19 protein-coding genes and 2 tRNA genes are annotated in these 21,915 nt (G+C 61.6%); 15 read left to right on the top strand and 6 right to left on the bottom strand.

Features of this window, described 5'->3' with window-relative positions:
- The first annotated feature begins 97 nt into the window (after positions 1-97).
- The 5 genes from CYJ07_RS04850 to CYJ07_RS04835 all read left to right on the top strand — a co-directional run bounded on the left by CYJ07_RS04850 (position 98) and on the right by CYJ07_RS04835 (position 7,219).
- Complete coding sequence (locus tag CYJ07_RS04850) at positions 98-1,090, top strand: lipid A deacylase LpxR family protein (protein WP_104202548.1); 993 nt, start codon at positions 98-100, stop codon at positions 1,088-1,090.
- Positions 1,091-1,306: 216 nt separating this feature from the next.
- Positions 1,307-1,711, top strand: a complete 405-nt coding sequence (locus tag CYJ07_RS20250; protein ID WP_156085469.1) for a hypothetical protein — start codon at positions 1,307-1,309, stop codon at positions 1,709-1,711.
- 176 nt (positions 1,712-1,887) lie between these two features.
- Positions 1,888-3,153: an efflux RND transporter periplasmic adaptor subunit gene (locus tag CYJ07_RS04845; protein WP_104202547.1), complete on the top strand. Its 1,266-nt coding sequence runs from the start codon at positions 1,888-1,890 to the stop codon at positions 3,151-3,153.
- On the top strand, positions 3,150-6,335 hold the full coding sequence (locus CYJ07_RS04840; RefSeq protein ID WP_104202546.1) for an efflux RND transporter permease subunit: 3,186 nt from the start codon (positions 3,150-3,152) through the stop codon (positions 6,333-6,335). The genes CYJ07_RS04845 and CYJ07_RS04840 overlap by 4 nt, the downstream gene beginning before the upstream one ends.
- A gap of 185 nt (positions 6,336-6,520) precedes the next feature.
- Positions 6,521-7,219: a hypothetical protein gene (locus CYJ07_RS04835; RefSeq protein ID WP_104202545.1), complete on the top strand. Its 699-nt coding sequence runs from the start codon at positions 6,521-6,523 to the stop codon at positions 7,217-7,219.
- Here CYJ07_RS04835 and CYJ07_RS04830 read toward each other — a convergent pair.
- The gene (locus CYJ07_RS04830; protein ID WP_104202544.1) at positions 7,211-7,840 is read right to left on the bottom strand and encodes a TetR family transcriptional regulator; all 630 of its coding nucleotides are present in this window, start codon (positions 7,838-7,840) and stop codon (positions 7,211-7,213) included. The genes CYJ07_RS04835 and CYJ07_RS04830 overlap by 9 nt on opposite strands.
- Positions 7,841-8,008: 168 nt before the next feature.
- Between CYJ07_RS04830 and CYJ07_RS04825 the strand changes: the two genes are divergently transcribed.
- Positions 8,009-9,040: a succinylglutamate desuccinylase/aspartoacylase family protein gene (locus CYJ07_RS04825; RefSeq protein ID WP_104202543.1), complete on the top strand. Its 1,032-nt coding sequence runs from the start codon at positions 8,009-8,011 to the stop codon at positions 9,038-9,040.
- Positions 9,041-9,045: 5 nt separating this feature from the next.
- Here the strand turns inward: CYJ07_RS04825 and dusA are convergent, their stop codons facing one another.
- Positions 9,046-10,056 carry a tRNA dihydrouridine(20/20a) synthase DusA gene (gene dusA, locus CYJ07_RS04820; RefSeq protein WP_104202542.1) on the bottom strand — a complete coding sequence of 337 codons (1,011 nt, stop codon included), beginning with the start codon at positions 10,054-10,056 and terminating at the stop codon, positions 9,046-9,048.
- 666 nt (positions 10,057-10,722) lie between these two features.
- Here dusA and CYJ07_RS04815 point away from each other — a divergent pair.
- Positions 10,723-11,037 carry a DMT family transporter gene (locus CYJ07_RS04815; RefSeq protein ID WP_104202541.1) on the top strand — a complete coding sequence of 105 codons (315 nt, stop codon included), beginning with the start codon at positions 10,723-10,725 and terminating at the stop codon, positions 11,035-11,037.
- A 96-nt stretch (positions 11,038-11,133) separates the two neighbouring features.
- Here the strand turns inward: CYJ07_RS04815 and CYJ07_RS04810 are convergent, their stop codons facing one another.
- Positions 11,134-11,421 carry a hypothetical protein gene (locus tag CYJ07_RS04810; protein ID WP_104202540.1) on the bottom strand — a complete coding sequence of 96 codons (288 nt, stop codon included), beginning with the start codon at positions 11,419-11,421 and terminating at the stop codon, positions 11,134-11,136.
- Positions 11,422-12,104: 683 nt separating this feature from the next.
- Here CYJ07_RS04810 and CYJ07_RS20245 point away from each other — a divergent pair.
- The 5 genes from CYJ07_RS20245 (at position 12,105) to CYJ07_RS04780 (ending at position 16,071) form a co-directional block, all read left to right on the top strand.
- Entirely contained in the window at positions 12,105-12,341 is a 237-nt protein-coding gene (locus tag CYJ07_RS20245; RefSeq protein WP_156085468.1) for a hypothetical protein, read from the top strand.
- Positions 12,342-13,613: 1,272 nt separating this feature from the next.
- Entirely contained in the window at positions 13,614-14,213 is a 600-nt protein-coding gene (locus tag CYJ07_RS04795) for a hypothetical protein (RefSeq protein WP_104202537.1), read from the top strand.
- Between the two features lie 174 nt (positions 14,214-14,387).
- Positions 14,388-14,984: a hypothetical protein gene (locus CYJ07_RS04790; RefSeq protein ID WP_104202536.1), complete on the top strand. Its 597-nt coding sequence runs from the start codon at positions 14,388-14,390 to the stop codon at positions 14,982-14,984.
- Between the two features lie 79 nt (positions 14,985-15,063).
- Entirely contained in the window at positions 15,064-15,396 is a 333-nt protein-coding gene (locus CYJ07_RS04785; RefSeq protein WP_104202535.1) for a TraR/DksA family transcriptional regulator, read from the top strand.
- A 78-nt stretch (positions 15,397-15,474) separates the two neighbouring features.
- Positions 15,475-16,071, top strand: coding sequence for a hypothetical protein (locus CYJ07_RS04780; RefSeq protein WP_104202534.1), 597 nt, complete (start codon positions 15,475-15,477; stop codon positions 16,069-16,071).
- A gap of 13 nt (positions 16,072-16,084) precedes the next feature.
- Here CYJ07_RS04780 and CYJ07_RS04775 read toward each other — a convergent pair whose 3' ends face one another.
- Positions 16,085-16,633 carry a helix-turn-helix domain-containing protein gene (locus CYJ07_RS04775; RefSeq protein WP_104202533.1) on the bottom strand — a complete coding sequence of 183 codons (549 nt, stop codon included), beginning with the start codon at positions 16,631-16,633 and terminating at the stop codon, positions 16,085-16,087.
- A gap of 224 nt (positions 16,634-16,857) precedes the next feature.
- Between CYJ07_RS04775 and gltX the strand changes: the two genes are divergently transcribed.
- From gltX to CYJ07_RS04760, 3 genes are all read left to right on the top strand, one after another.
- Positions 16,858-18,336, top strand: coding sequence for a glutamate--tRNA ligase (gene gltX, locus CYJ07_RS04770; protein ID WP_104202532.1), 1,479 nt, complete (start codon positions 16,858-16,860; stop codon positions 18,334-18,336).
- A 257-nt stretch (positions 18,337-18,593) separates the two neighbouring features.
- Positions 18,594-18,669 (top strand) — tRNA-Ala (locus CYJ07_RS04765).
- 22 nt (positions 18,670-18,691) lie between these two features.
- Positions 18,692-18,767 (top strand) — tRNA-Glu (locus CYJ07_RS04760).
- Positions 18,768-19,231: 464 nt separating this feature from the next.
- Here CYJ07_RS04760 and CYJ07_RS04755 read toward each other — a convergent pair.
- Positions 19,232-20,122 (bottom strand): NAD(P)-dependent oxidoreductase, encoded by an 891-nt coding sequence (locus CYJ07_RS04755; protein WP_104202531.1) that lies wholly within the window; start codon positions 20,120-20,122, stop codon positions 19,232-19,234.
- 109 nt (positions 20,123-20,231) lie between these two features.
- The gene (gene gltA, locus CYJ07_RS04750) at positions 20,232-21,515 is read right to left on the bottom strand and encodes a citrate synthase (RefSeq protein ID WP_104202530.1); all 1,284 of its coding nucleotides are present in this window, start codon (positions 21,513-21,515) and stop codon (positions 20,232-20,234) included.
- Positions 21,516-21,915: the final 400 nt, after the last annotated feature.

The following is a 21,915-nucleotide window of genomic DNA, read 5'->3' as shown; positions in this document are numbered from 1 at the left end:
CATTCAAAAGTTTGTTTGAATAGGCTTGCCCACTATGCCGTAGCGTACATACACTCGAGTATGTTCATTAGCCTGCTCAAGGAAGAGGGCTGTCGCTATGTATCGAAGCATGGGCGGTTTCGCTGGCGCATGGGCCGTCGGCTGTCTCCTGGCCACACAGGTTTTGGCCGACCCGGGTGTCGTCACGCTGCAGCTGGACAACGACGGCATGCTCAGCCGGGATGACGCCAACTACACGGCCGGCATGGAACTTATCTGGACCCAGGCGGCGGCGCCGGATCACTGGAGCCAGCGAATCGCCGCAGGCCTGCCGCAAGGCTGGCTGAATCAGGTCGACACGCTGAGCTTCCACCTGAGCTACCGCATGTACACGCCGGTGGAGGTGGAGCGACACGACCTCATTGAGGATGACCGCCCCTATGCCGGCCTGGTGCTGGGCGGCCTTTCCCTGTATGGCCGGCAACCGCTGCGCGGCGCCTGGCAGCGTGAAGAGGCGCTGCAGTTCGACGTCGGCGCGGTCGGGCCTGTCGCGGCGGCCGACAGCGTCCAGCGCGAGGTGCACCGTTTCACCAGCAGCCAACGACCACGCGGTTGGTCCCACCAGTTGGGTAACGAGCCCATCCTCAACGCGTCTTACCGCCGTCACTGGTGGCATCGCCAGTCGCTGGGGACAATGGAAATGCAGCACGGGCCGGGACTCTCGGCATCCCTTGGCAATCTCGTCGTTCAGGCCGGAGCGGGTTACGGCTTGCGTCTTGGCCAAGGGCTGGACAACAGCATGGGCTGGCCGTCGCTGGGGGTTGAGCAAGGCGGCTATCGACAGGTCTCGATGTCACCGGCCCGCGGCTGGCATCTTTTTGCCGCATTGCAGGGTCGCTATACGGCACACAACCTGCTGCTGGACGGCAACACCGTGCGTGACAGCCACTCGGTCGACCGCCGGGAGCTGGTCGGCGACGCTGTGCTAGGACTGGCGTTGACCTGGGAGCGTTGGGAGGTGAGCTTGGCGCATGTTTGGCGTAGTAGAGAGTTCGAAGGCCAGGAGAACAGCACCGTGCACGGCGCGCTGTCGCTGAGCTATCACCTGTAGCTCAGCACGACGCCCGTTGTAAGCCTCCACACCTCGTAGAGTCGGTGGCGGGCCAGGGCGGGACAGACGAGCTGCTGGCCTGCGACCGACGGCCCTGCCCACGAGGCATGATGCATCGAACCGCTTGATTTACGCGGCTAGCCCCGCGCGGCAGCCCACCTATACTGAAGCCTGCCCGGATGGGGTGGAAAGCGAGGCACAGGGGGGGACGATACGATGAAATCGTTGGGACTCGAACGAGTCGGCTTGCGTTCACTGTTGTTGGCGGGATGGCTTGCCCTGAGTGCTTCCGCCTGGGCGGAACCGGGGGAGCCACGCCGTGACTCGTCGTCTCCCGCCTGGCAACCGGTTTTCCAGCCCTTCGCCTGGCATCGCGAACGCTGGCGCGAGCGTAGGCGACACGATTCCTCCTTCGTGCTGGAACTTCCCGCGTCGCTATTCGAGCGCTACGTGCCCAACGCCGGCCTGCCTCGCCCCGATGAGCCGCCCCGGCCCGATGAAGTAAGACCGCGACAACGCCCGGACATGTGGCGCGACGACGTGGTGGGCGAGGGTAGTGGCGGTCGCATCGAGGTCCATCCGCAAGGGCGGATAATACGCAGTCGGCCTCGCTCCGAGTGAGTGGATGTGTTCGCTCGTAGGGGGGTCTCCCCGTGGCCCCTTCTACATTCGGGATTCATCGCATCACTGACTGGCAGTGTTTGGCGCAGCTGTTTAGCTCCCTAACATTTACTTCCATACATGTGTGAATGTAAACTCGATGCTTCTTTACGCACATCACGGGAACGACTCAGACCATGAAAATCCTGTTCCGACACGGCCGGCACATCCTGCTGACGGTGGCCGCTGGCCTGCTGTTGGCCGCTTGTGGCCAGGATGATTCGCCCGATCAGGCCCCGCAGGGCGGCAACCGGGAGCGGCCCCCGCATCCGGTGGAGGTCGTGGAAATCACGAAACGGGATATCGCTCTGGAAAAGGCCTATGCCTCGTTGCTGCGTAGCGACGATGAGGTCACCCTGGTGGCACGGGTCACCGGTTTCCTTGAGGAGCGCCATTTCGAACCCGGCCAGATGGTGGAGAGGGGGCAGAAGCTCTACACCATCGAACCCGATCTCTATCAGGCGGCGGTGAACCAGCGCGAGGCCGACCTGCAAAGTGCGCGTGCCGAGCTGGCCCGTGCCCAACGCGACGCCGAGCGCTTCGAGCGGCTGTTGAACCAGAACTCCGTGAGCCGCCAGCAGGTCGATCAGGCACGCGCCGAGCTGGGTGTCGCCCAGGCCGCCGTCGCCCAGGCCGAAGCGGCGCTGGAGAGCGCACGTATCGATCTGGGCTACGCCGAAGTGACGGCCCCGGTGTCGGGCAGGATTGGGCTTTCGCAGGTAAACGTGGGTAACCTGGTGAGTTCCGGTACGGCGTTAGCCACCATCACGCCACTGGACCCGCTGGAGGTGCGTTTCCAACTGCCGCAGCGCGACGCTTTCGAGCTGCGCCATCAACTGCGCGAGCAAACGCTCGAGGAGATCCAGGCCGTATTGCGGGTGCCCGGAGCGGGCGCTGCCGAGGGCGAGATGCTGGAAGGGCACCTCGATTTTCTCGGCTCACGGGTGGATGAGGCCACCAGCACCGTACAAGCCAGCGCCACGTTCGCCAATCCGGATGGCCGCGTGCTGCCGGGTCAGTTCGCCCGCGTCAGCCTGGTGGGGCTACGCCGCTTCGATGTGCTGGCGGTGCCCGAGATCGCCATTACCCAGGGTCTGATGGGGCCCCAGGTGTTCGTGCTCGACGAGGACGACGTGGCGCGCGCCCGCACGGTGGACTTGGGCGAGGTGGCCGGGCCTTGGCAGATCATCCGTGATGGCCTCGAGCCAGGCGAGCGTGTCGTAGTCGGCGATCCCGCCGGCATCGAACCCGGTACGCCCATCGAGCCGCAGCCGTTCGATGGCGATGCCGAAGAGTTGGGCGAAGAGGTCGAGCAGGCCGAAGCCGAGGCTGAACGAGAAGCCGCCTCTGCCATGGATGAGGGCGCGGCACCTGCCGAGGCCGGCGAGGACGACGCCACATGAGTTTCTCCAATTTCTTCATCAAACGGCCGATCTTCGCCACGGTGCTGGCGATCATCCTGACGTTGATCGGGGTGGCCAGCATGCGGGTGTTGCCGATCGAGCAGTATCCCAGCGTGGTGCCACCCACTGTCTCGGTACGCGCCCAGTTCCCCGGTGCCGATGCCGAGACGGTGGCCCAGACGGTGGCCGCACCGCTCGCGGAAGCCATCAACGGCGTCGAGGACATGCTCTACATGACCTCGACCAGTGCCGACAACGGCTCCATGAGTATGGACGTGGCCTTCAACATCGGCACCGAAGGCGCCATCAACACCATCAACGTCAACAACCGGGTGCAGGGGGCCCTGTCGCAGCTGCCAGAGGCGGTGCAGGCCCAGGGCGTAACGGTTGAGCTGCGCTCCAGCTCGATTCTGATGCTGGTGGCGCTGATCTCCCCCGAGGGCGACTACAACAACGTCTTCATGCAGAACTACGCGACCCTCAATATCCTCGACGAACTGCGCCAGGTACCCGGCGTGGGCGAGGCCGAGGTATTGGGTGGCGGCGAGTTCGCCATGCGCATCTGGATGGACCCGGACAAACTGGCTCAGTACGACCTGACCCCCACCGAGGTGGCGAGAGCCATTCGTGCCCAGAACACCGAGGTGCCGGCGGGCAGCCTGGCGGCCACGCCGCAGCGCGATCCGCGCGCGTTCAGCTATACCATCACGGCGGGTGGCCGGCTGAACGATGTCGACGATTTCCGCAATATCTTCCTGCGTACCAACCCGGATGGCTCGGCGCTGCGTCTGGACGACGTGGCACGCATCGAGCTGGGGGCCTCCTTCTACGGTGTGGAAGCGCGGTTGAACGGCGCCTCCATGACCCCGATCATCATCAACCAGCAGCCGGGCGCCAACGCCCTGGAGACGGCGCAGGCGGTGTACGACACCATGGACGAGCTGGAGGGGCGTTTCCCGCCGGGGCTCGAGTACGTGGTGCCCTACGACACGACCCTGTTCATTGATGCCTCGGTGGAAACCGTTACCCACGTCTTCATCGAAGCCTTCCTGATCGTCGGCGTGATCCTGTTCATCTTCCTGCAGAACTGGCGCTTCACGGTGATCGCCATGTCGGTGGTGCCGGTCTCGGTGCTGGCCACCTTCGCCGGTTTCTACTTGTTCGGCTTCTCTATCAACCTGCTGACGCTGTTCGCGCTGGTACTCTCGATCGGTATCGTGGTGGACGACGCCATCCTGGTAGTGGAGAACGTCGAGCGGGTACTCAGCGAGGACGACGAGATCACGGTCACCCAGGCCACCATCCGCGCCATGCGGGAAGTAGGCGGGCCGGTCATCGCCACCTCGCTGATCATGGCCGCGGTGTTCGTGCCGGTGGCCTTCCTTGGCGGCTTCACCGGCCAGATCTACCAGCAGTTCGCCATCACGGTAGCTGTCTCGGTGGCCTTCTCCGCACTGATGGCGTTGACCTTCACCCCGGCGCTGTCGGCGATTTTCATCAAGCACAAGCCCAAGCTGGGCCAGTCGAAGCTGATGCGGGCGATCAATACGCCGCTGCGTCTGTTCGACAGCCTGTTCGCCGGCATTACCGCCGCCTACATGTGGGTGGTCAAGGCGCTGGTGCGCTTCTGGGGGCTGGCGCTGCTGCTGACTGCCCTGGTGATCGGCGGATCGTGGTGGCTCTATCAGATCACACCCTCGACCCTGGTGCCTGAAACCGACCAGGGGGTCGTGCTGGCCAGCGTGCAACTGCCCGATTCGGCCTCGTTGGCGCGGACCCGGGCCTACATGGCCGAGCTGAGCGAGCGCATCGAGGAGATCCCCGGTGTGCGCTACTCTTCCGCGGTGGCCGGCTACGACATCCTCTCCAGCGCGGTGAACACCGCTCGCGGCATTATGTTCATCAACATGGACCCGTGGTCGGAGCGTGAGCTGACCGCTACCGAGTTGGTGGGGCGGATCATGCAGCTGGGGGCGGAAGTGCCCGGCGGCTCGGCCATGGCCTTCAACGTGCCACCGATCATGGGGCTATCCACCACCGGCGGCTTCACCGGCTACTTGCAGTCCTTCGGGGGCGCCAGCCCGCGGGAGCTTTTCCAGGCCTCGGTGCAGGTGATGCAGGCGGCCAATCAGCACCCGGCGCTGCAGCAGGTATTCACCACCTTCAACGTCAACGTGCCGGGCTACCGGGCGGAGATCGACCAGCAGAAGGCGCTCAGCTACGGGGTGGCGCTAGAGGACCTCAACGCTGCCCTGTCTAACACCTTCGGTAACGGCTTCGTCAATTACTTCAGCTACCAGAACCGCAACTTCCAGGTCTACCTGCAGAACGAGGACGAGTACCGCAAGACACCGGACGACATCAGCAAGGTCTCGGTGCGCGGCGGCAATGGCGAGCGGATTCCCCTCTCCGAGTTCGTGACGCTGGAGCGCCAGGCCAAGCCGGCGGTGGTGTCGCGCTTCGGCGTCTACCTGGGCGCCCAGTTCCAGGGCGGGCCCGCTCCGGGCTACAGCTCGGGTCAGGCCATCGCCGCCATGGAAGAGATCGTCGAGGAGACGCTGGGCGGCGGCTGGGGCATGGGCTGGACCGGCACCGCCTACCAGGAGAGCCAGCTGGGCAACACCGCGATGCTGGCCATCGTGTTCGGCATCGTGATGGTGTTCCTGATCCTGGCGGCCCAGTACGAGAGCTGGTCGCTGCCGCTGGCGGTGCTGACCGCGACGCCTTTCGCCTTCCTGGGGGGGATCGGTGGCATCGCGCTGCGCGGGCTCGACACCAGCGTCTACGTGGAAATCGGCATGCTGGTGGTGGTGGGGCTGGCGGCCAAAAACGCCATCCTGATCGTCGAGTTCGCCGAGCTGCAGCGCAAGGAGCAGGGCAAGTCGATCCGCGAGGCAGCCATCACCGCTGCCGAGCTACGCTTCCGCCCGATCGTGATGACTTCGCTGGCGTTCATCTTCGGCACCCTGCCGCTGGCGCTGGCCAGCGGGGCCAGCGACGTCAGCAGCCATCATATCGGCACCACGGTGGCGGTCGGCATGGCCTCTGTGGCGGTGCTGGGCAGCTGCTTCGTGCCAAGCTTCTACGCCATGATCGCCGTCATTTCCGACTGGCTGCGGCGCAAGCTGCGCGGTAGCGATACGACGCATGACCAGGCGTCGGCGGAGGGCGAACGGGGCTGACCGGCCGCGACGCCTTTATCAAGCCAGGCACCACCCCTCGGGGTGGTGCCTTTCTTTTCGGCTGGTGATTTTTCCTGAGCGCTTTTCATGAGGCATGCCGCCCTGGCATCTCCAGCCGTTCGCGCCTTGGTCTATGCTGGAGGTACAGGTCATTTGCCGGCTAATTACCGGTGTAGGAGGCTGTCATGGAAACCATCCGCCAGCTCGCCGTGAGCTTTCCCGTCGTGATATTCAGCGTGCTGCTGCCGCTGGTGGCGCTGTATTGGCTGCTGGTGGCTCTGCGTCTGGCGCCGCTGGAACTCTTCGAGCGTGACAGCCTGAAGGGCGATCACCTGGCCAGCAGCATGGTAGCGCTGGGATTCGCCGGCGTGCCGGTCGCCTTCGCGCTGAGCGTACTGGTGGTGCTGGCGGGGGGCATCACCCTGGCGCTGGAGTGGTTCGTGCTGCGCGGGTTCTCCCTGGGCCTGTTTCGAGTACCCCTCGGTCTGGCGGTGCTGTGGGCCGCCTTTGCGGTCGCCTCGCCGCTAGCCGCCGGGCTATGCCAGGCGCTGCACCGCTGGTTTCACCGGCACTTCAGCTCGCAATGTCGCAGCTTGCTGGGAGAATGCGTGGAAGTAACGGCGGAACCCGATGACGAAGGCTGGACTCGGGCCGTGCTCGTCGACGATCCGGAGTGCGAGGTACGCCTACATGGCAAGCCATCGAACATGCCCCACGCCGGCGAGCGGCGTGTGCTGGTCAAGCACATCGCTGGCGAAGCGGCGTATCGCAGCGTGGCGGAGGGTGATTTCCTTGATGCGCGCACCCGGCTGAGCCAGCTGCGTCTGAAACAGGGCAAGTGCCGCGGTGGGTCGACCAATGACGGACCGGTGAGATCAACGTGACGACGGGGAGGAGCGTGCTAACAGGCGGAGCTGAGCCTCGACCAGCGCCATGCCGTCCTCGCGCAGGGCGAAGCGCTCATGGTTACGCAGCCAGTCGTGGAACAGACCGCCGAGCATGGCCTGCATCAGTCTGGCGGCAATTTCCGGCGAGATGTCCTCGCGCAGCTGGCCCAGCCGGGCGGCACAGGCGAAATACTCGCGCAGGGCGCCGAGGGCATCGTCGGCCATCTCGTTCTGCATCGCCAAGGGATCGATCTCGGCGAAGGTCTCGCAGTGATGAATGAGGATGGCATGCACGCGGCGGTAGCGGGGCAGTTCCAGCCTTTCGAAGCCACGCTGACAGGCCTGACGGATGGCCTCCAGCGGTCTCTCGGCCAGGCTGGGGTCGCCGATCTCCTCGACCAGTTCCTGAAAGGGCATCCTTACCCGCTGCAGCATGGCCTGGAAGAGGTCGGCCTTGTTCTTGAAGTGCCAGTAGACCGCGCCGCGCGTCATGCCGGCGTGGCGCGCAATCTGCTCCAATGACGTCCGCGCGACCCCGCGTTCGAGAAAGATCGCCTCGGCGGCATCGAGCAGCGCTTCGCGCGTCGCGGCGGCTTCCGTCTTAGTGCGTCGGGCCATTTTTGACTGCCTCCTCGGGGTCCGGTCCGAGATCATTTTACCGCAGCACTGCCCAATTTACCTACACGAGTGTATGGAAGCGCACCTGGGACGTTGAGACGGGCCTCTCGTCATACACGGCTTAGCCCTGTATAACGAGACGAACACTGTTTCGTTTCAGGAGCCTTCATGCCTCGCACCCCCTTCGACCTTGCAGGTGTCCGAGTCATGCCGGGTAGCCGCAAGCAGATCGACGTGCCGGTTGCGCGGCTTTATACCCACGCGCCACTGCATATTCCTGTCGAGGTGGTTCACGGCCGGCGCCAGGGGCCGGTCATGCTGGTCTGCGGAGGCATCCATGGCGACGAGATCAACAGCGTGGAGATCGTGCGGCGGCTGATGCGCTCGAAGCAGATCCAGGGGCTACATGGCACCCTGGTGGCGGTGCCCATCGTCAACGTATTCGGCTTCGTGCAGCACACCCGCTACCTGCCCGATCGGCGCGACCTCAATCGTTGCTTTCCCGGTAGCGAGACGGGATCGCTAGGGGCGCGAGTCGCGGCGCTATTCCGCGAGCAGATCGTCGATCACGCGACCCACATCATCGACCTGCACACTGGCGCCATTCACCGGACCAATCTGCCGCAGATCCGTGCCCAGTTCAGCTCCGGCAGCGAGACCGAGCGCATGGCCAACGCCTTCGGTGCGCCAGTGATCCTCAATGCCGAGCTGCGCGAGGGCAGCCTGCGCCACTACGCACAGACCCGCGGCATTCCGGTGCTTACCTATGAGGCCGGCGAGGCGCTGCGCTTCGATGAATGGGCGATAGCACCAGGGGTGCGTGGTGTACTGCGCGTGATGCGACGGCTGGGTATGCTCGCGGGAGAGCACCGCCGCCGGCCGCCGCCGGCGGCGGAAGTCGCCAACGGCTCGAGCTGGGCGCGAGCCCCGATCGACGGCATCCTGCGGCCCAAGGTGCGCCTCGGTGCGCGGGTGGCTCGCGGCGATGTGCTGGGCAAGGTGGCCGACCCCTTCGGCAACGCCGAGGCAGCGGTCAGGGCCATGGCCGACGGCATCGTGATCGGCATGAGCCGGCTGCCGCTGGCCAACGAGGGCGAGGCGCTGTTCCATATCGCTCGCTTCGACGCCATCGAGGAGGCTGAGAGCGCCATCGAGACCTTCCACTCCAGCCTCGAGCCATTGCCCGATCCGCTTTACTGAGCGGATCAGGCCGTGGCGACGGGTTCCCGCTCCGGTACCAGGCTCAGCGCGTCATCGAAGACCCGAAGGCAGGCGCCGTCCAGATGGCCGTTCTCGGAAAGGTGACGTCGGAAGCGGCGACCGCCCGGCTGGCCCTGGAACAGGCCCAGTAGATGGCGGGTAATGTGGTTGAGTTTCGCCCCTTCTTCCAACCGGCGGGCAATGTAGGGACGCATCATGCGCGCCGCCTCGTGCCGGGTGGCGGCCGGTCCGGGTTCGCCGTAGAGCGCCTCGTCGACGCCGGCCAGCAGCCAGGGGTTCTGATAGGCCTCGCGCCCGACCATCACGCTGTCGACCCGGGCCAGCTGCTCGCGGCATTCGTCCAGGCTCTTGATGCCGCCGTTGATACCGATGTGCAGCTCCGGCCGGTCGGCCTTGAGGCGATGCACGCGCGGGTAGTTCAGTGGCGGGATGTCGCGATTCTCCTTGGGCGAGAGTCCCTGGAGCCACGCCTTGCGTGCGTGCACGATGAACGTCTCGCAGCCGGCATCCGCCACCTGGGCGATGAAACGCTCGAGGTCGGCGTCCTCATCCTGGTCGTCGATGCCGATGCGACACTTCACCGTCACCGGGATCGACACCGCATCGTGCATGGCTCGCACCGCGTTGGCGACTTTCTCGGGATGACCCATCAGGCAGGCGCCGATCAGGTTGTTCTGTACCCGATCGCTGGGACAGCCGACGTTGAGGTTGACCTCGTCGTAGCCCCACGCCTCGGCGATGGCCGCGCATTCGGCCAGCTCGCCGGGGTCGCTGCCGCCTAGCTGCAGCGCGATGGGGTGCTCGACCTCGTCATAGCCGAGGAAGCGCTCGCGCGGGCTGCCGTGCAGGATGGCCCCAGTAGTGACCATCTCGGTGTAGAGCAGGGCTCGGCGCGTCAGGGTGCGGGCGAACACACGATAATCACGGGTCGTCCAGTCCATCATCGGCGCCACGGAGAACCGGCGAGCCCGTGCCAGAGGATCGTGTCCAGTCATATCGCTCAATCGATGGCCTCCAGGGTCGTGCCGTCATTACCGTTTGATCCGCCTCGTATCGCCTCACCGTGCACGACTGCCAAGCTGTCCATACGGTGACGATTCACCGGGTGCGACGCTTGATCGCGCCTCCATGACGAAATGCAGGAAGCAGGGACGGAGATGGCCGGTCATTGTACGCAAGAAGAGACAGCGCGCCCAGAGAAGGCCTTGCGAAGAGCGACGCAACAAGTGCATGTGGCGCCTGGCAGCTGGCTCACTGGGCATGTGCGCCTACAGTACGCATCGGCAATCTCTTACAAGCCGATCTATCCCAGGTTAATCTCTTGCCGCCTTTCATCTGGCACAGTAAGCACATCGGGCAGGAGGCCCGGCAAGGAAGAACGAGTCAAGGAAGGCTCACGCACCAAGGATGCTCGGGCAGGATGCCTGAGGGAGTGGAAAGGAAGCAAAAATGCAGCCCGGCCTCATGGCCGGGCTTTTTTGTTGCATCGCCGGTCGTCGACTCATTCCTTCCAGCACGTTGCGCCGGGTGAGGCGGGCACAGCTTCCGACGTAAGCATTGCCTTGGGAATAAACGCTTCTATAATCCCGTCCCGGGAGGACGACCTCCCCCCATCCCGGGCATACATTTCGGGACGACCCGAGAGATGAAAAGGGACATCTATGTCTTGGGTGCTTCTCGGTCTGGCCGGCCTGCTTGAAGTCGTGTGGGCCTTGGCAATGAAGCAGTCGCACGGGTTCACGCGCCTGTTGCCGACCACCGTGATGCTGGTGACGATGGTGGGCTCGTTCGGGTTGCTGGCGGTCGCGATGCGAAGCCTACCGTTGGGTACCGCCTACATGATCTGGACAGGCATCGGTGCCATAGGCACCTTTATCGTCGGCGTGTGGCTCCTGGGGGAAGCCGTATCGCCCCTGCGCGTCTTTGCCGCTCTGCTGATAGTCGCCGGCATCGTGACGATGAAGGTGGCTACCTGACCAGGCCGAAACGGGCCCCCGAGGGCCCGTTTCGGCAGGGGGCCTGGCGGCCCAGTAGAGTCCGGTACTCAGACGGTCCGGAATGGAAGGCGACCCCTACTCAGCGTTCTTTCGCAGGCGTCGGGCCCTGGCGTGCAGACTATTGACGGCCAGCGTCATATGGCGTGAGTGGTCACCCATGGCCTCGATGGTGGAAATGGCTGCCCGCAGTTCCTGCCACCGGGCTGTCGTCTGTAGCCGGGACAGTGAGGCATCAGTGATGCGATAGCCCGCTTTCAGGCATTCAACTTCCAGCCCCACTTCGGCAATCGCCAGCCTCAGGGCCGCGACTTCCGCTTCCAGGGTTTGGATGCTGGCGATCTCGATCTCGGCAGGGACGGTCATGAGCGGGACTCCGCTATGGCCATCCCTACGTCGCTCGCTGCGGGAATTGGGCCCTCGTCTTGTTCGATCCGGTCGCTCATGACGGCTTCTTCGGTCTCGTCTTCTTCCCTCCATGGCTCTCTGGCCTTGATCGGATTGCCGCACTGGGTGCAGCGGTGCTCACAGGTATAGCTGCCAAGCCACCGTCCTTTGCAGATTGGGCATACGAATTCGGTCATTACGTACACCTCAGGTTGCGAGCTGTCGTTCAGCTCTGCGTTATTGTTGCCTAACGTTACATGAAGATACATGGTTCCCCACGGCTCCAATTCTTTTAATCGAGCCATGTAGGTGGGTCTAATTCGGCTTTTAACGGCGACCTGGCCAGGGTTCTATTCCCTTTATTTCGCCTGGGAATAAGACATGTCAAAGTCATCTTGAAATGAAGCGCTTCTTTATTAGACTTAAGTATGTATCCAAGGCATGGATGCTTTTTCAAGGCGGGATGCCTTGTTGGGTAGGAAACCCACGCAAAGGAACAGGAAGGCTGAACGAGACAGGATGTCCCAAGGCCACGGTGTTCCATAGCCATATCTGCATGTAGCAGCCTGTCAGCCCCCTCACTTCGGTGAGGGGGCTGCCTCTTTGCTGGCAGGCGACGACGCAAGGATCGGCTCACGCCTCGAACGCTCTCCGGAGGACGCATGAATCATGAACTGACGGACCATCAGGTCGAGATAATATCGTACGCCTTACAGCACGGCGGTGTGCTGGCCGCTCCTTTCGGTCACTTTGGTGATGATAGCCTTGTCGATGAACTGCCGGCGCAAGTCGAGGCCTTGGAGGCCGACGGCCTGGTCACGGTGACACGTGACGAACGCGGTGACCTGCAGCGAATCGAGCTCACCCCACAAGGCCAAGCAGCGCTCGGTGTCCGTTAGGCGTCGCCTGATGTGAAAGCGTATTACGCGCTCCATGCACGATCTCCTACAAGCACTACCGCTTAGAGAGACTGACCTGCCCATCTGGCTCTGGCAAGCTATCCCCATCAGAGCGAGGGAGCGCTCGACAAGGAAGACAGGGCCAGGATGGCTCAAGTTCCAGGAGGGGCGGGCAGGAGGGGCGGGCGGGAAGCCCGCGTTCTATCGAAGGGAATCGACCCCAGGAAAGCCCGGCCAAGGCCGGGCTTTCTTCGTGTCGGAGAGTACGCAATGGCTCGATCCTTCGTAGGCAGCCTTGGCCGTTGGCCCGATTGGTGACGCTCTCCTCGCCGCATAGCGGCACCCTTATCGATGCGTCATACGCATCGAGGTGAGCAAGCGGGAGGTGTCGTTTTCGTGCGATGGGTCTCCTTCACGCAAGCGTTAAATTGGCAAGCAGTCGAGATTGATGAATTTGCGTATCTCCGCGTGAGCCCATGAATTTTTGCCATTTGTCACGTAGCGGCTTGGCACCTAGGCTATGAGTATCTCGCAAGGATGCGGGGACGAAGGAAGGCCGAGCAGAGGAGCGCTCGATGACGCCAGGGATGCACGACAGGAATGTCGTGGTGAGCGGGAAAGGAACCACAGATTGGAGCCCGGCATCGGCCGGGCTTTTCTTTTTGCCTGTCGGGGGTGCCTGTGAAGCAGCGGGGGCGCCATCAGGCGGGGTAGGGTACGCACAGCCGTCGCTTGGCCCATGATCTATGTCATTCTGCAAAGGTAACATTACGTTTCTTAAGTGTGGATCATGACAAATTTCCTGCTCTTATTGTTAACGCAGGTTAAATCGTTTGCTTGCGAAAGATGGCAAGGTATTGGAGCTCAGGGAAGCGCGACAAGGAAGGCCGGGCCAGGATGGCCAATGCGACCCAGGGAGGCGCGGACAGGAATCCGCAGTGGTGAGCAGCGGATGCGGAGATCGAAGCCCGGCCTGACGGTCGGGCTTTCTCTGCCTGATTCGGGCTTGACTGGTGAGGGCTGCGGTGAATATTCCCCTGCCACTCTCAGGAGTGAATGCTTGAAATGCAACAATACGTAAAGCGGACCTGAGCTATGCTGGTGTTTTTTAGATAGCTTGGGCAGCGGGCTGGGTCGATGGCGCTAGGCGTCGTTCCGTGGTCAGCGTGGCAGGGCTCAGCCAATGAGTTGGAACAAAGGAGAAGGTAAAGAGCGAAAGTCTCTATTAGTAGAAGTCGCTATCCATAGGGCTCACAACGCAGGAGAAGAAGAATGATCGCGCTAACATGGAAGGCAGGATCAAAATTTCTTAGCGATAAAGGTCCTAGCATCGCAATTGTTGTCTTTTTGCTTTTCGCTTCAGGGATACTTTTCTGGCCGCACGGCTTGACGGTCAATATGGCCGTTGGGAAGGAGCCGGAAGCGATACGATATGAAAAAGTCAGTACTTCCTATTCGGAAGATGCCGCGGACTTGATGCGAGTCAATGGCGAACTATTCACAAAATCGCTGAGCATCCTCGATAATCAAAAATATTACTGCTTGATGCAGCACCATCTTGGTACCGGCGAAGCTGCAGTGAGCCGGCCTTCCGCCTTGCCTCGTTATGAGAGGCTTTGCGGTATTTTTACCGATGCCGCTGCCATGGTTGATACCTATGCCGATCGCCTGAACGGCTGGAGTCGTTTCCACCCTGAACTCTACGAGTTCATCTATCTGGACAAGGCTGCCGAACAGCGTATCGGACCTTTCCTTACTCTGGAAGAGTGCGCCGAGATAGCACAGCGGCTGGCAAGCCTAGGGGAGCGAACCACAGGCTGTCTGCCCTATGACGAGTCTCAGCGGGTCTCTCTCTATCCTCAGCGTGTCTAGCTCTATGGTTCGAGAAAAGAATCGGCATCGATGCCGACCATACTGACGGCTTGGTCGGCATTTGGTTCTTCAAGCGCATGAGGCGACAGATATTGGGGCTGGTATCAGGCGGATTTGCTCTGCTTGGAGCGAAGTGCCTGGGGCCTGTGACGATTGGCGATAAGGAAAAGAAAAATGAATAAGAAAGTAGGGAACCTGTCGGATCTATTCTATCGATACAGCATCATGATCATGCTGGCTGCTTTTTCCGTACTTATGTCCTGGATGCTGATTTGGCCAGAGGAGTGGGAAAGAAGTTCATTTAAAGAGTATCAAGTCGAAGCGAGTGAATACGATAGAATCGAAAGACTCTATTCAGATGGTATTGCGGAACTCATGCGCCGTCATCCTTACTTCTACGAGCGTTCCCTGAGTCTTCTTCAGCAGTATAAAGTCAATTGTTTCATGGCGGAGTACGCACAGGCGCGCGAAAGGGAAGAACTCAATCTTGCATTGAAAGTGAGACGAGAGAATCTTTGTGATGTCTTCGCTGATGCTGCCGCCATGGTGGATACCTATCCGGACAGACTCGGGGCGCTCGAGGGCGGGCGGCCGGCGTTACTGCACTTCACCTTCCTCGAAGGAGAAGAGGAAAAAGCCATCGGTCCCTTTCTCTCCCTGGAAGAGTGTTCGATGATCGCGGCGCGGTTGGCGCAGCTCGGTGAGCGGGTAACATCCTGCCAGCCTTACGAAGAGTGGCACTACTCACTTTTCTTCGCCAGCAGCGAGTAGCGCCCGGCCCGCGATCCGAGGCGATATCGTCGGCATATGCTATGTAGTAGTCATGTGCCGTCATCGCTGGAGGTGCGAGATGCAGGAACGACAAGACGTACTGGAAGCGCTGCGCGACGAACTGGTCGAGCGTGTGGACCAGTACAAGCTCCATAAGCTGAGGCAGGACGAGCCTCTTGATCGCGACCTGGAGGAGCAGGCAATCGAACTGGAGAACGAGGATGTCATCGATGCCCTCGAGAGCGAAGCGGAGGAGGAGCTGCAGCAGGTTCTGCATGCGCTTGAGCGTATCGAGGAAGGTGAAGGGGATGTCTGCGAGCGCTGCGGCGAATTGATCGATCCGGCGCGCCTCGAGGCCCTGCCGTATGCGACGTTCTGCTTCGATTGTGCCGAACTCGAAGGAATGCCCTGATCCCTCCGCTTGCCGGGACGGACTGCCCTTGCCAATGAATGGTAGTCTTGTTGCTTAGCTACCGGTCGGGAGAAGGGCATGATGGCATGGCGTCGGCTGACCTGCGCAGGTCTCTTGGCATTGATGGGGCTGGTGGGCTGTGGGGGCGACGATGATAACTCCCGGGGAGAGGGCGATACGGAAGGCGCCCAGCAGAGCGAGAGCACTGCCGACATCGCTGCCGAGCCGGCGCCGGACGCGACGCCGCCGAAGCCACTCTCCGTCGAGATCGAAGCAGGCGCCACGCTACGCAGCGATCGCCGCCTCGTCGTGGAGGGAAACACCAACCTGCCGGATGAGACGCGGCTAGTGGTAATGGTTGAGCGTGAAGTGAGCGGAGTGCGGTGGCAGACGCGTACAGGTGTCACTGAGGGGCGATTTACCGCCGGGCCCCTCGGGCCGGGCAGTGGTCTTCCCGATGGTGGCTATCGCATTACCGTGAACCTGTCCGAAGCCAGCGTTCAGCCCGCAGGCGTCCGCGAGCGAATCGGCGACCGAGGAGAGGCGCTCGAAGGTCCGCTGGTAAAGGCGTCAGGTCACGGCTTGGGACAGGTTGCCAGCTATTCTCGGCGCTTCCTGATAGGCAACGAACCCCGGCGAGCAACCGATCGGGTGGAGGTGCTGGAAGTCGATTGAAACACGCTGTCGCTCAAAGTTTTTCGTGCTGCCGCCAGCGTGCCAGCAGTCTGCCGACGACACGGTCTCCTTCCTTCAGGCCGACGTCCACTTCCAGCTGGTCGATATAGAGACAATTCTCACCCTCGATTAAATAATGGCCAGGCTTGTCGTAGGCGTCGGTCGGGCCGAAGGCGGCAAAGTCGCCTGAATCGAGAAAATCGAAGTGCTCGCCGGGGGCCGGCGTGACCAGGTAACACTCGCCATGCCAATCGAAGCTGGAAATGAGATCGCCAGGGAGTGCGACGCGGTTGGCGCTCGGTGCAAGCCAGGGAGCGGGCGGCTTGCCATACAGGTATAGCGCGGAAGATGATTCCTCGTCCTCGTTCGCCAGCAACTGGCTCAGCGAGCAATCCAAGGCCTCAGCCAGGGCCACCAGTCGGGCGTGACCGATTTGCTTGATGGCGCCTGATTCCCAGTAAGAGATCGTGACATCAGAGACACCGACTTTCCGTGCGAGGGCGGCCTTGTTGAGGTCCGCCTTCAACCTCAGCTGTTTGATTTTAGGGCCCAATGAATCCATCTCGTCAACCTGTCGACAGTCGAATAAATAGGGACGAGGATGTTCGATTATCCTCGCTGACTGTGCAAATTTAACGCGTCAACGATAAAAAGACACTTATTGAGCGGCAAAAAGGAGCAGGGGGAGAGATGAGGCGGCTCCCAGGCGTCTTGCCGAGGCGGCTGCCGCTATGGGCCCAGGTGCGTATAATGCCGCCATATGCATGACAACCGGATAAGGACGACATGACCGTACGAACTCGCATAGCGCCATCTCCTACTGGCGATCCCCACGTAGGCACCGCATATATCGCCCTGTTCAACTTATGTTTCGCCCGACAGCATGGCGGCCAGTTCATTCTGCGTATCGAGGATACCGATCGCGTTCGCTCCACTGCCGAGTCCGAACGCATGATTCTCGACTCGCTGCGCTGGCTGGGCCTCGAGTGGGATGAAGGCCCCGACGTGGGAGGACCGCACGGCCCCTACCGGCAGAGTGAGCGCGGCGACATCTATGCTCAGTACGCGCGGCAGCTGATCGAGGCAGGCCATGCCTTCAAGTGCTATCGCACCAGCGAGGAGCTCGATGAGTTGCGTGAGGCGCGCAAGGCGGCCGGCATGCACCTGGCGCTCAAGCCTTCGGATCTGGCCCTGGAAGAAGAGGAAGAGGCACGTCGTGAGCGCGAAGGCTGGCCGTATGTGGTTCGCATGAGAGTGCCTTCCACCGGTACCTGCGTGATCGACGACATGCTGCGCGGCCCCATCGAAGTCGATTGGGCGCAGGTGGATGCACAGGTGCTGCTCAAGTCCGATGGCATGCCCACCTATCACTTGGCGAACGTCGTCGACGACCATCTGATGGGGATCACCCATGTACTGCGGGGTGAGGAGTGGATCAACTCGGCGCCAAAGCACCAACTTCTCTACGAGTATTTCGGCTGGGACATGCCCGCACTGTGCCACATGCCGTTGCTGCGCAACCCCGACAAGTCGAAGCTCTCCAAGCGCAAGAACCCGACCTCCATCAATTATTACCGTCGCATGGGGTTCTTGCCGCAGGCTGTGATCAACTACCTGGGACGCATGGGTTGGTCGATGCCCGACGAGCGCGAAAAGTTCAGCCTCGACGAGATGATGGCGCACTTCGACGTTCAGCGTGTCTCGCTGGGTGGGCCGGTTTTCGATCTAGAGAAGCTGACCTGGCTCAACGGCCTCTATATCCGCGAGGATCTCGATGACCGAGCCTTTCTCCAGGCCCTGATCGAATGGGCCTTCAACGAAGAGTACGTAGAGAAGATCCTTCCTCAGGTGCGCCCCCGGGTGGAAACCCTGTCTCAGGTCGCGCCGCTGGCCGGACACTTCTTCTCGGGCTTGCCGTCGATCCGTGAAGAGGACTTCGCAGGCGTCAAGCTGGATCGCGAGGAGCTTGTGAAGCTGCTCCAGTTCCTGGTCTGGCGCTTCGAGACGGTGCCGGCATGGAGCAAGGAGATCCTGCTCGACGAGGTCAAGGCCCTTGCCGGTCACTTCGACCTCAAGATGAAGGATTTCCTGGCACCGGTCTTCGTGGCCATCACGGGTTCCGCATCGAGCACCTCCGTCATGGATGCCATGGCCATTCTCGGCTCCGATGTGACACGAGCGCGTTTGCGTCACGCCATTGAAGTCCTTGGCGGCGTTTCCAAGAAACAGGCCAAGCGCTTCGAGAAGGAATTTCGAGAGCTGTAAATTGCGAGCCGCGGGCTAAGCCATTGGCAGCAGACGTGTCACTATACAGACTGCTGCCAGCCCGAAGCCCGAAGCCCGAAGCCCGAAGCCCGAAGCCCGAAGCCCGAAGCCCGAAGCCCGAAGCCCGAAGCCCGAAGCCCGAAGCCCGAAGCCCGAAGCCCGAAGCCCGAAGCCCGAAGCCCGAAGCCCGAAGCGAAATTCAAGTTGACGAAGACGAGTCGAATCAGTAGTATACGCCTCGTCTTCACGAGACGTGTGGGGCCTTAGCTCAGCTGGGAGAGCGCGACACTGGCAGTGTCGAGGTCAGCGGTTCGATCCCGCTAGGCTCCACCACTTCGTTTCCGTGACGTCTTGCGTCCCATTCGTCTAGTGGTCCAGGACACCGCCCTTTCACGGCGGGAACAGGGGTTCGAACCCCCTATGGGACGCCACTCACGTATTCCTGTCTTCGCATCCTGTCGCTTATTAGCGACTTTTTTTGTTCTCATTAATTACATTCCCAAGCACCCTTCGGGTGGTCTTCTCATGCGTGGAAAGTGCATTGAAGCATCGGTTTTTCCACCATTTCAGGCTTGACTTGTCCACTTGTGCAGTGTCTCGCTGGCTGGCTGTGCGAAATCTATGCGTTAGCATCGCCAAGAATGTGCAGTCGCAAAAAATGATAAAATTCAATGAGTTATGATTGATCAAAAAATAAACAATCTAAGGCCAACCCCCTTGTCATGCCGATTTGATGGCGTTTTCTAAGGGTTGTAAACAGGGTTATCCACAGAATGTGTGGAAAAAGTCGGAGGCCGTTTAAGAGCGTTGGCTGAAAAGGCTGTCAAGACTTTTGTGTTACTTTTCTGATACTGTCAGTTACGAGGCGTCGCGGGTAGGCGACGCCTCGTGCGGCTCAGTTACGGCCTGCGGATCTCAGACGCCGCAACAATGATGAGGTATCCCAGCGTCCCCCGCCCATCACCTGTATGTCACCATAAAACTGGTCGACCAGCGCCGTGACCGGCAGGCGGGCTTGCAGGCGCCTCGCCTGCTCGAGACAGATCCCCAGATCCTTGCGCATCCAGTTCACGGCAAAGCCGTGCTCGTACTCATCGTCGATCATGGTCTTGTGGCGATTCTCCATCTGCCATGAGCCGGCGGCTCCCTTCGAGATGACGTCGACTACTCGCTGCTGGTCGAGACCGGCCTGCTCGGCGAAGTGAAGCCCCTCGGCCAGGCCCTGCACCAGTCCGGCGATACAGATCTGGTTGACCATCTTGGTCAGTTGCCCGCTCCCTGCCGGGCCCATCAGGGTCACCGCGCGGCCATAATGGGCGAGCGCAGGCTCGGCTCGGGCAAAGTCCTCGTCGTCGCCACCGCACATGATGGTCAACGCACCGTTCTCCGCGCCTTGCTGGCCGCCGGAGACCGGGGCATCAAGAAAACCGATGCCGCGTGCCCGGCAGGCGGCGGCGAGTTCCTCGGCCAGGTCCGCCGAGGCGGTGGTGTGGTCCACCAGCAGGCTGGCCTGGCTCATTCCGTGCAGGACGCCGTCCTCGCCCTGGGTAACCTGTCGGACGTCGTCGTCGTTGCCCACGCAGACCAGGACCAGGTCGGCGTCTTGGGCGGCTTCGCGCGGGGTGGCGTGGTGCGTGCCGCCATGCTCGGCGACCCACGCCTCGGCCCTGACGGCGGTGCGGTTGTAGACGCGAACCTCTAGCCCGGCGCGGGCCAGGTGGCCGGCCATGGGATAGCCCATGACGCCCAGGCCAATGAAGGCAACGGTGGATAGGCTCTGGCTCATCGGAGACTCCTCTTGTCTTGCATGCTGTCATGCTACCGAAAAGCGGAAAGCCGCCCGGAGGCGGCTCTCTGCGAAGGGTGGCGCTGCGGCAGGGCCGCTGCCTGCCGGACTACTTGGCAGGATAGTCGCGCTGGGTGTGGCCGGTGTAGAGCTGGCGCGGGCGGCCGATCTTGTAGTCGTGGGAGAGCATCTCGTGCCAGTGGGAAATCCAGCCGATCGTGCGCGACACGGCGAAGATTACCGTGAACATGTTGGTCGGGATGCCCATGGCCTTGAGGATGATGCCGGAATAGAAGTCGACGTTGGGGTAGAGCTTGCGTTCCACGAAGTACTCGTCTTCCAGGGCGATCTGCTCCAGGCGCTTGGCGATCTTGAGCTGCGGGTCGTCGATACCAAGTTCGGCCAGAACCTCGTCGCAGGTCTCCTTCATCACCTTGGCGCGTGGATCGAAGTTGCGATACACGCGGTGGCCGAAGCCCATCAGCTTGAACGGGTCGTCCTTGTCCTTGGCCTTGTCGATGAAGCGCTGGATGTTCTCTTCGGAGTCATCGCCGATCTCGTCGAGCATCTTGAGCACTGCCTCGTTGGCTCCGCCGTGAGCTGGCCCCCATAATGCGGCGATGCCGGCGCTGATGCAGGCGAAGGGGTTGGCGCCGGTAGAGCCGGCCAGCCGCACCGTGGAGGTCGAGGCATTCTGCTCGTGGTCGGCGTGGAGCATGAAGATGCGGTCCATGGCCTTGGCGTAGACCGGATTGACCTTGTACTCCTCGCAGGGGTTGCTGAACATCATGTAGAGGAAGTTCTCTGCATAGCTCAGGTCGTTGCGCGGGTAGTTGAACGGCTGGCCGACGTTATACTTGTAGGACATCGCCGCGATGGTGGGCATCTTGGCGATCAGGCGGATGGCACTGATCTCCCGGTCCTTCTCGTCGGTAATGTCCATGTGGTCATGGTAGAAGGCCGCCAGGCCGCCGACCACGCCGCACAGGATCGACATCGGGTGGGCATCGCGCCGGAAACCCTTGAAGAAGTTGTTGATCTGGTCGTGAACCATGGTGTGGTTGCGGACCCGCGACTCGAAGTCGGCGTACTGCTCGTCGTTGGGGAGTTCGCCGAACAGCAGCGTGTAGCACAGCTCGACGAAGTTGGACTCCTTGGCCAACTGGTCGATAGGGTAGCCACGGTGCAGCAGCACGCCCTTGGCGCCATCGATATAGGTGATGGCCGATTGGCAAGAGGAGGTTGCCATGAAGCCAGGGTCATAAGTGAACAGGCCTTCGGCGCCGAGACCACGGACATCGACCACGTCAGGGCCCAGGGTGCCTGAGTAGACCGGCAGCTCGATCGTCTTGTCCAGGCCGTCTACCGTCAGTGTCGCTTTCCTGTCAGCCATACTGGCCTCCTCTGAAGTCGAAATGTGCGTTAACTCATTCATTCGCAAACCGTGTTGCAACGCCTGGCCCACGAAAAAGGTTCGCCCACTATAGAAGCGTTCCCGGGATTGTCAATTAGGCCAAAGTGACCGGGTAGTTATGCAGGAGTTCTTGTGCTGTATAATTATCTGTAGAGGAAATGATGCTTTGCATCATGAGCCATCGTGCCAAGCATACTTCGAGAATAGAGTGGTTTCACTAACTGTCGTCGGGATACGAACGGGCTTGAACCATGGTCGAGTCGCAGCGGTGCGCATTTGTCACTGGGGGTTCATGTCCCTATAATCCACACCGCGCGACTGGCAGGTACTCGTTGTCATGCCCGTCTCGGCAGCGGCGAGCCCCCTACCTCAAACCACC

Source organism: Billgrantia saliphila, from assembly GCF_002930105.1.
GTDB lineage: Bacteria > Pseudomonadota > Gammaproteobacteria > Pseudomonadales > Halomonadaceae > Halomonas > Halomonas saliphila.
The sequence above is the reverse complement of the archived record's forward strand: the minus strand, read 5'-3'. Positions and strand labels throughout refer to the sequence as shown.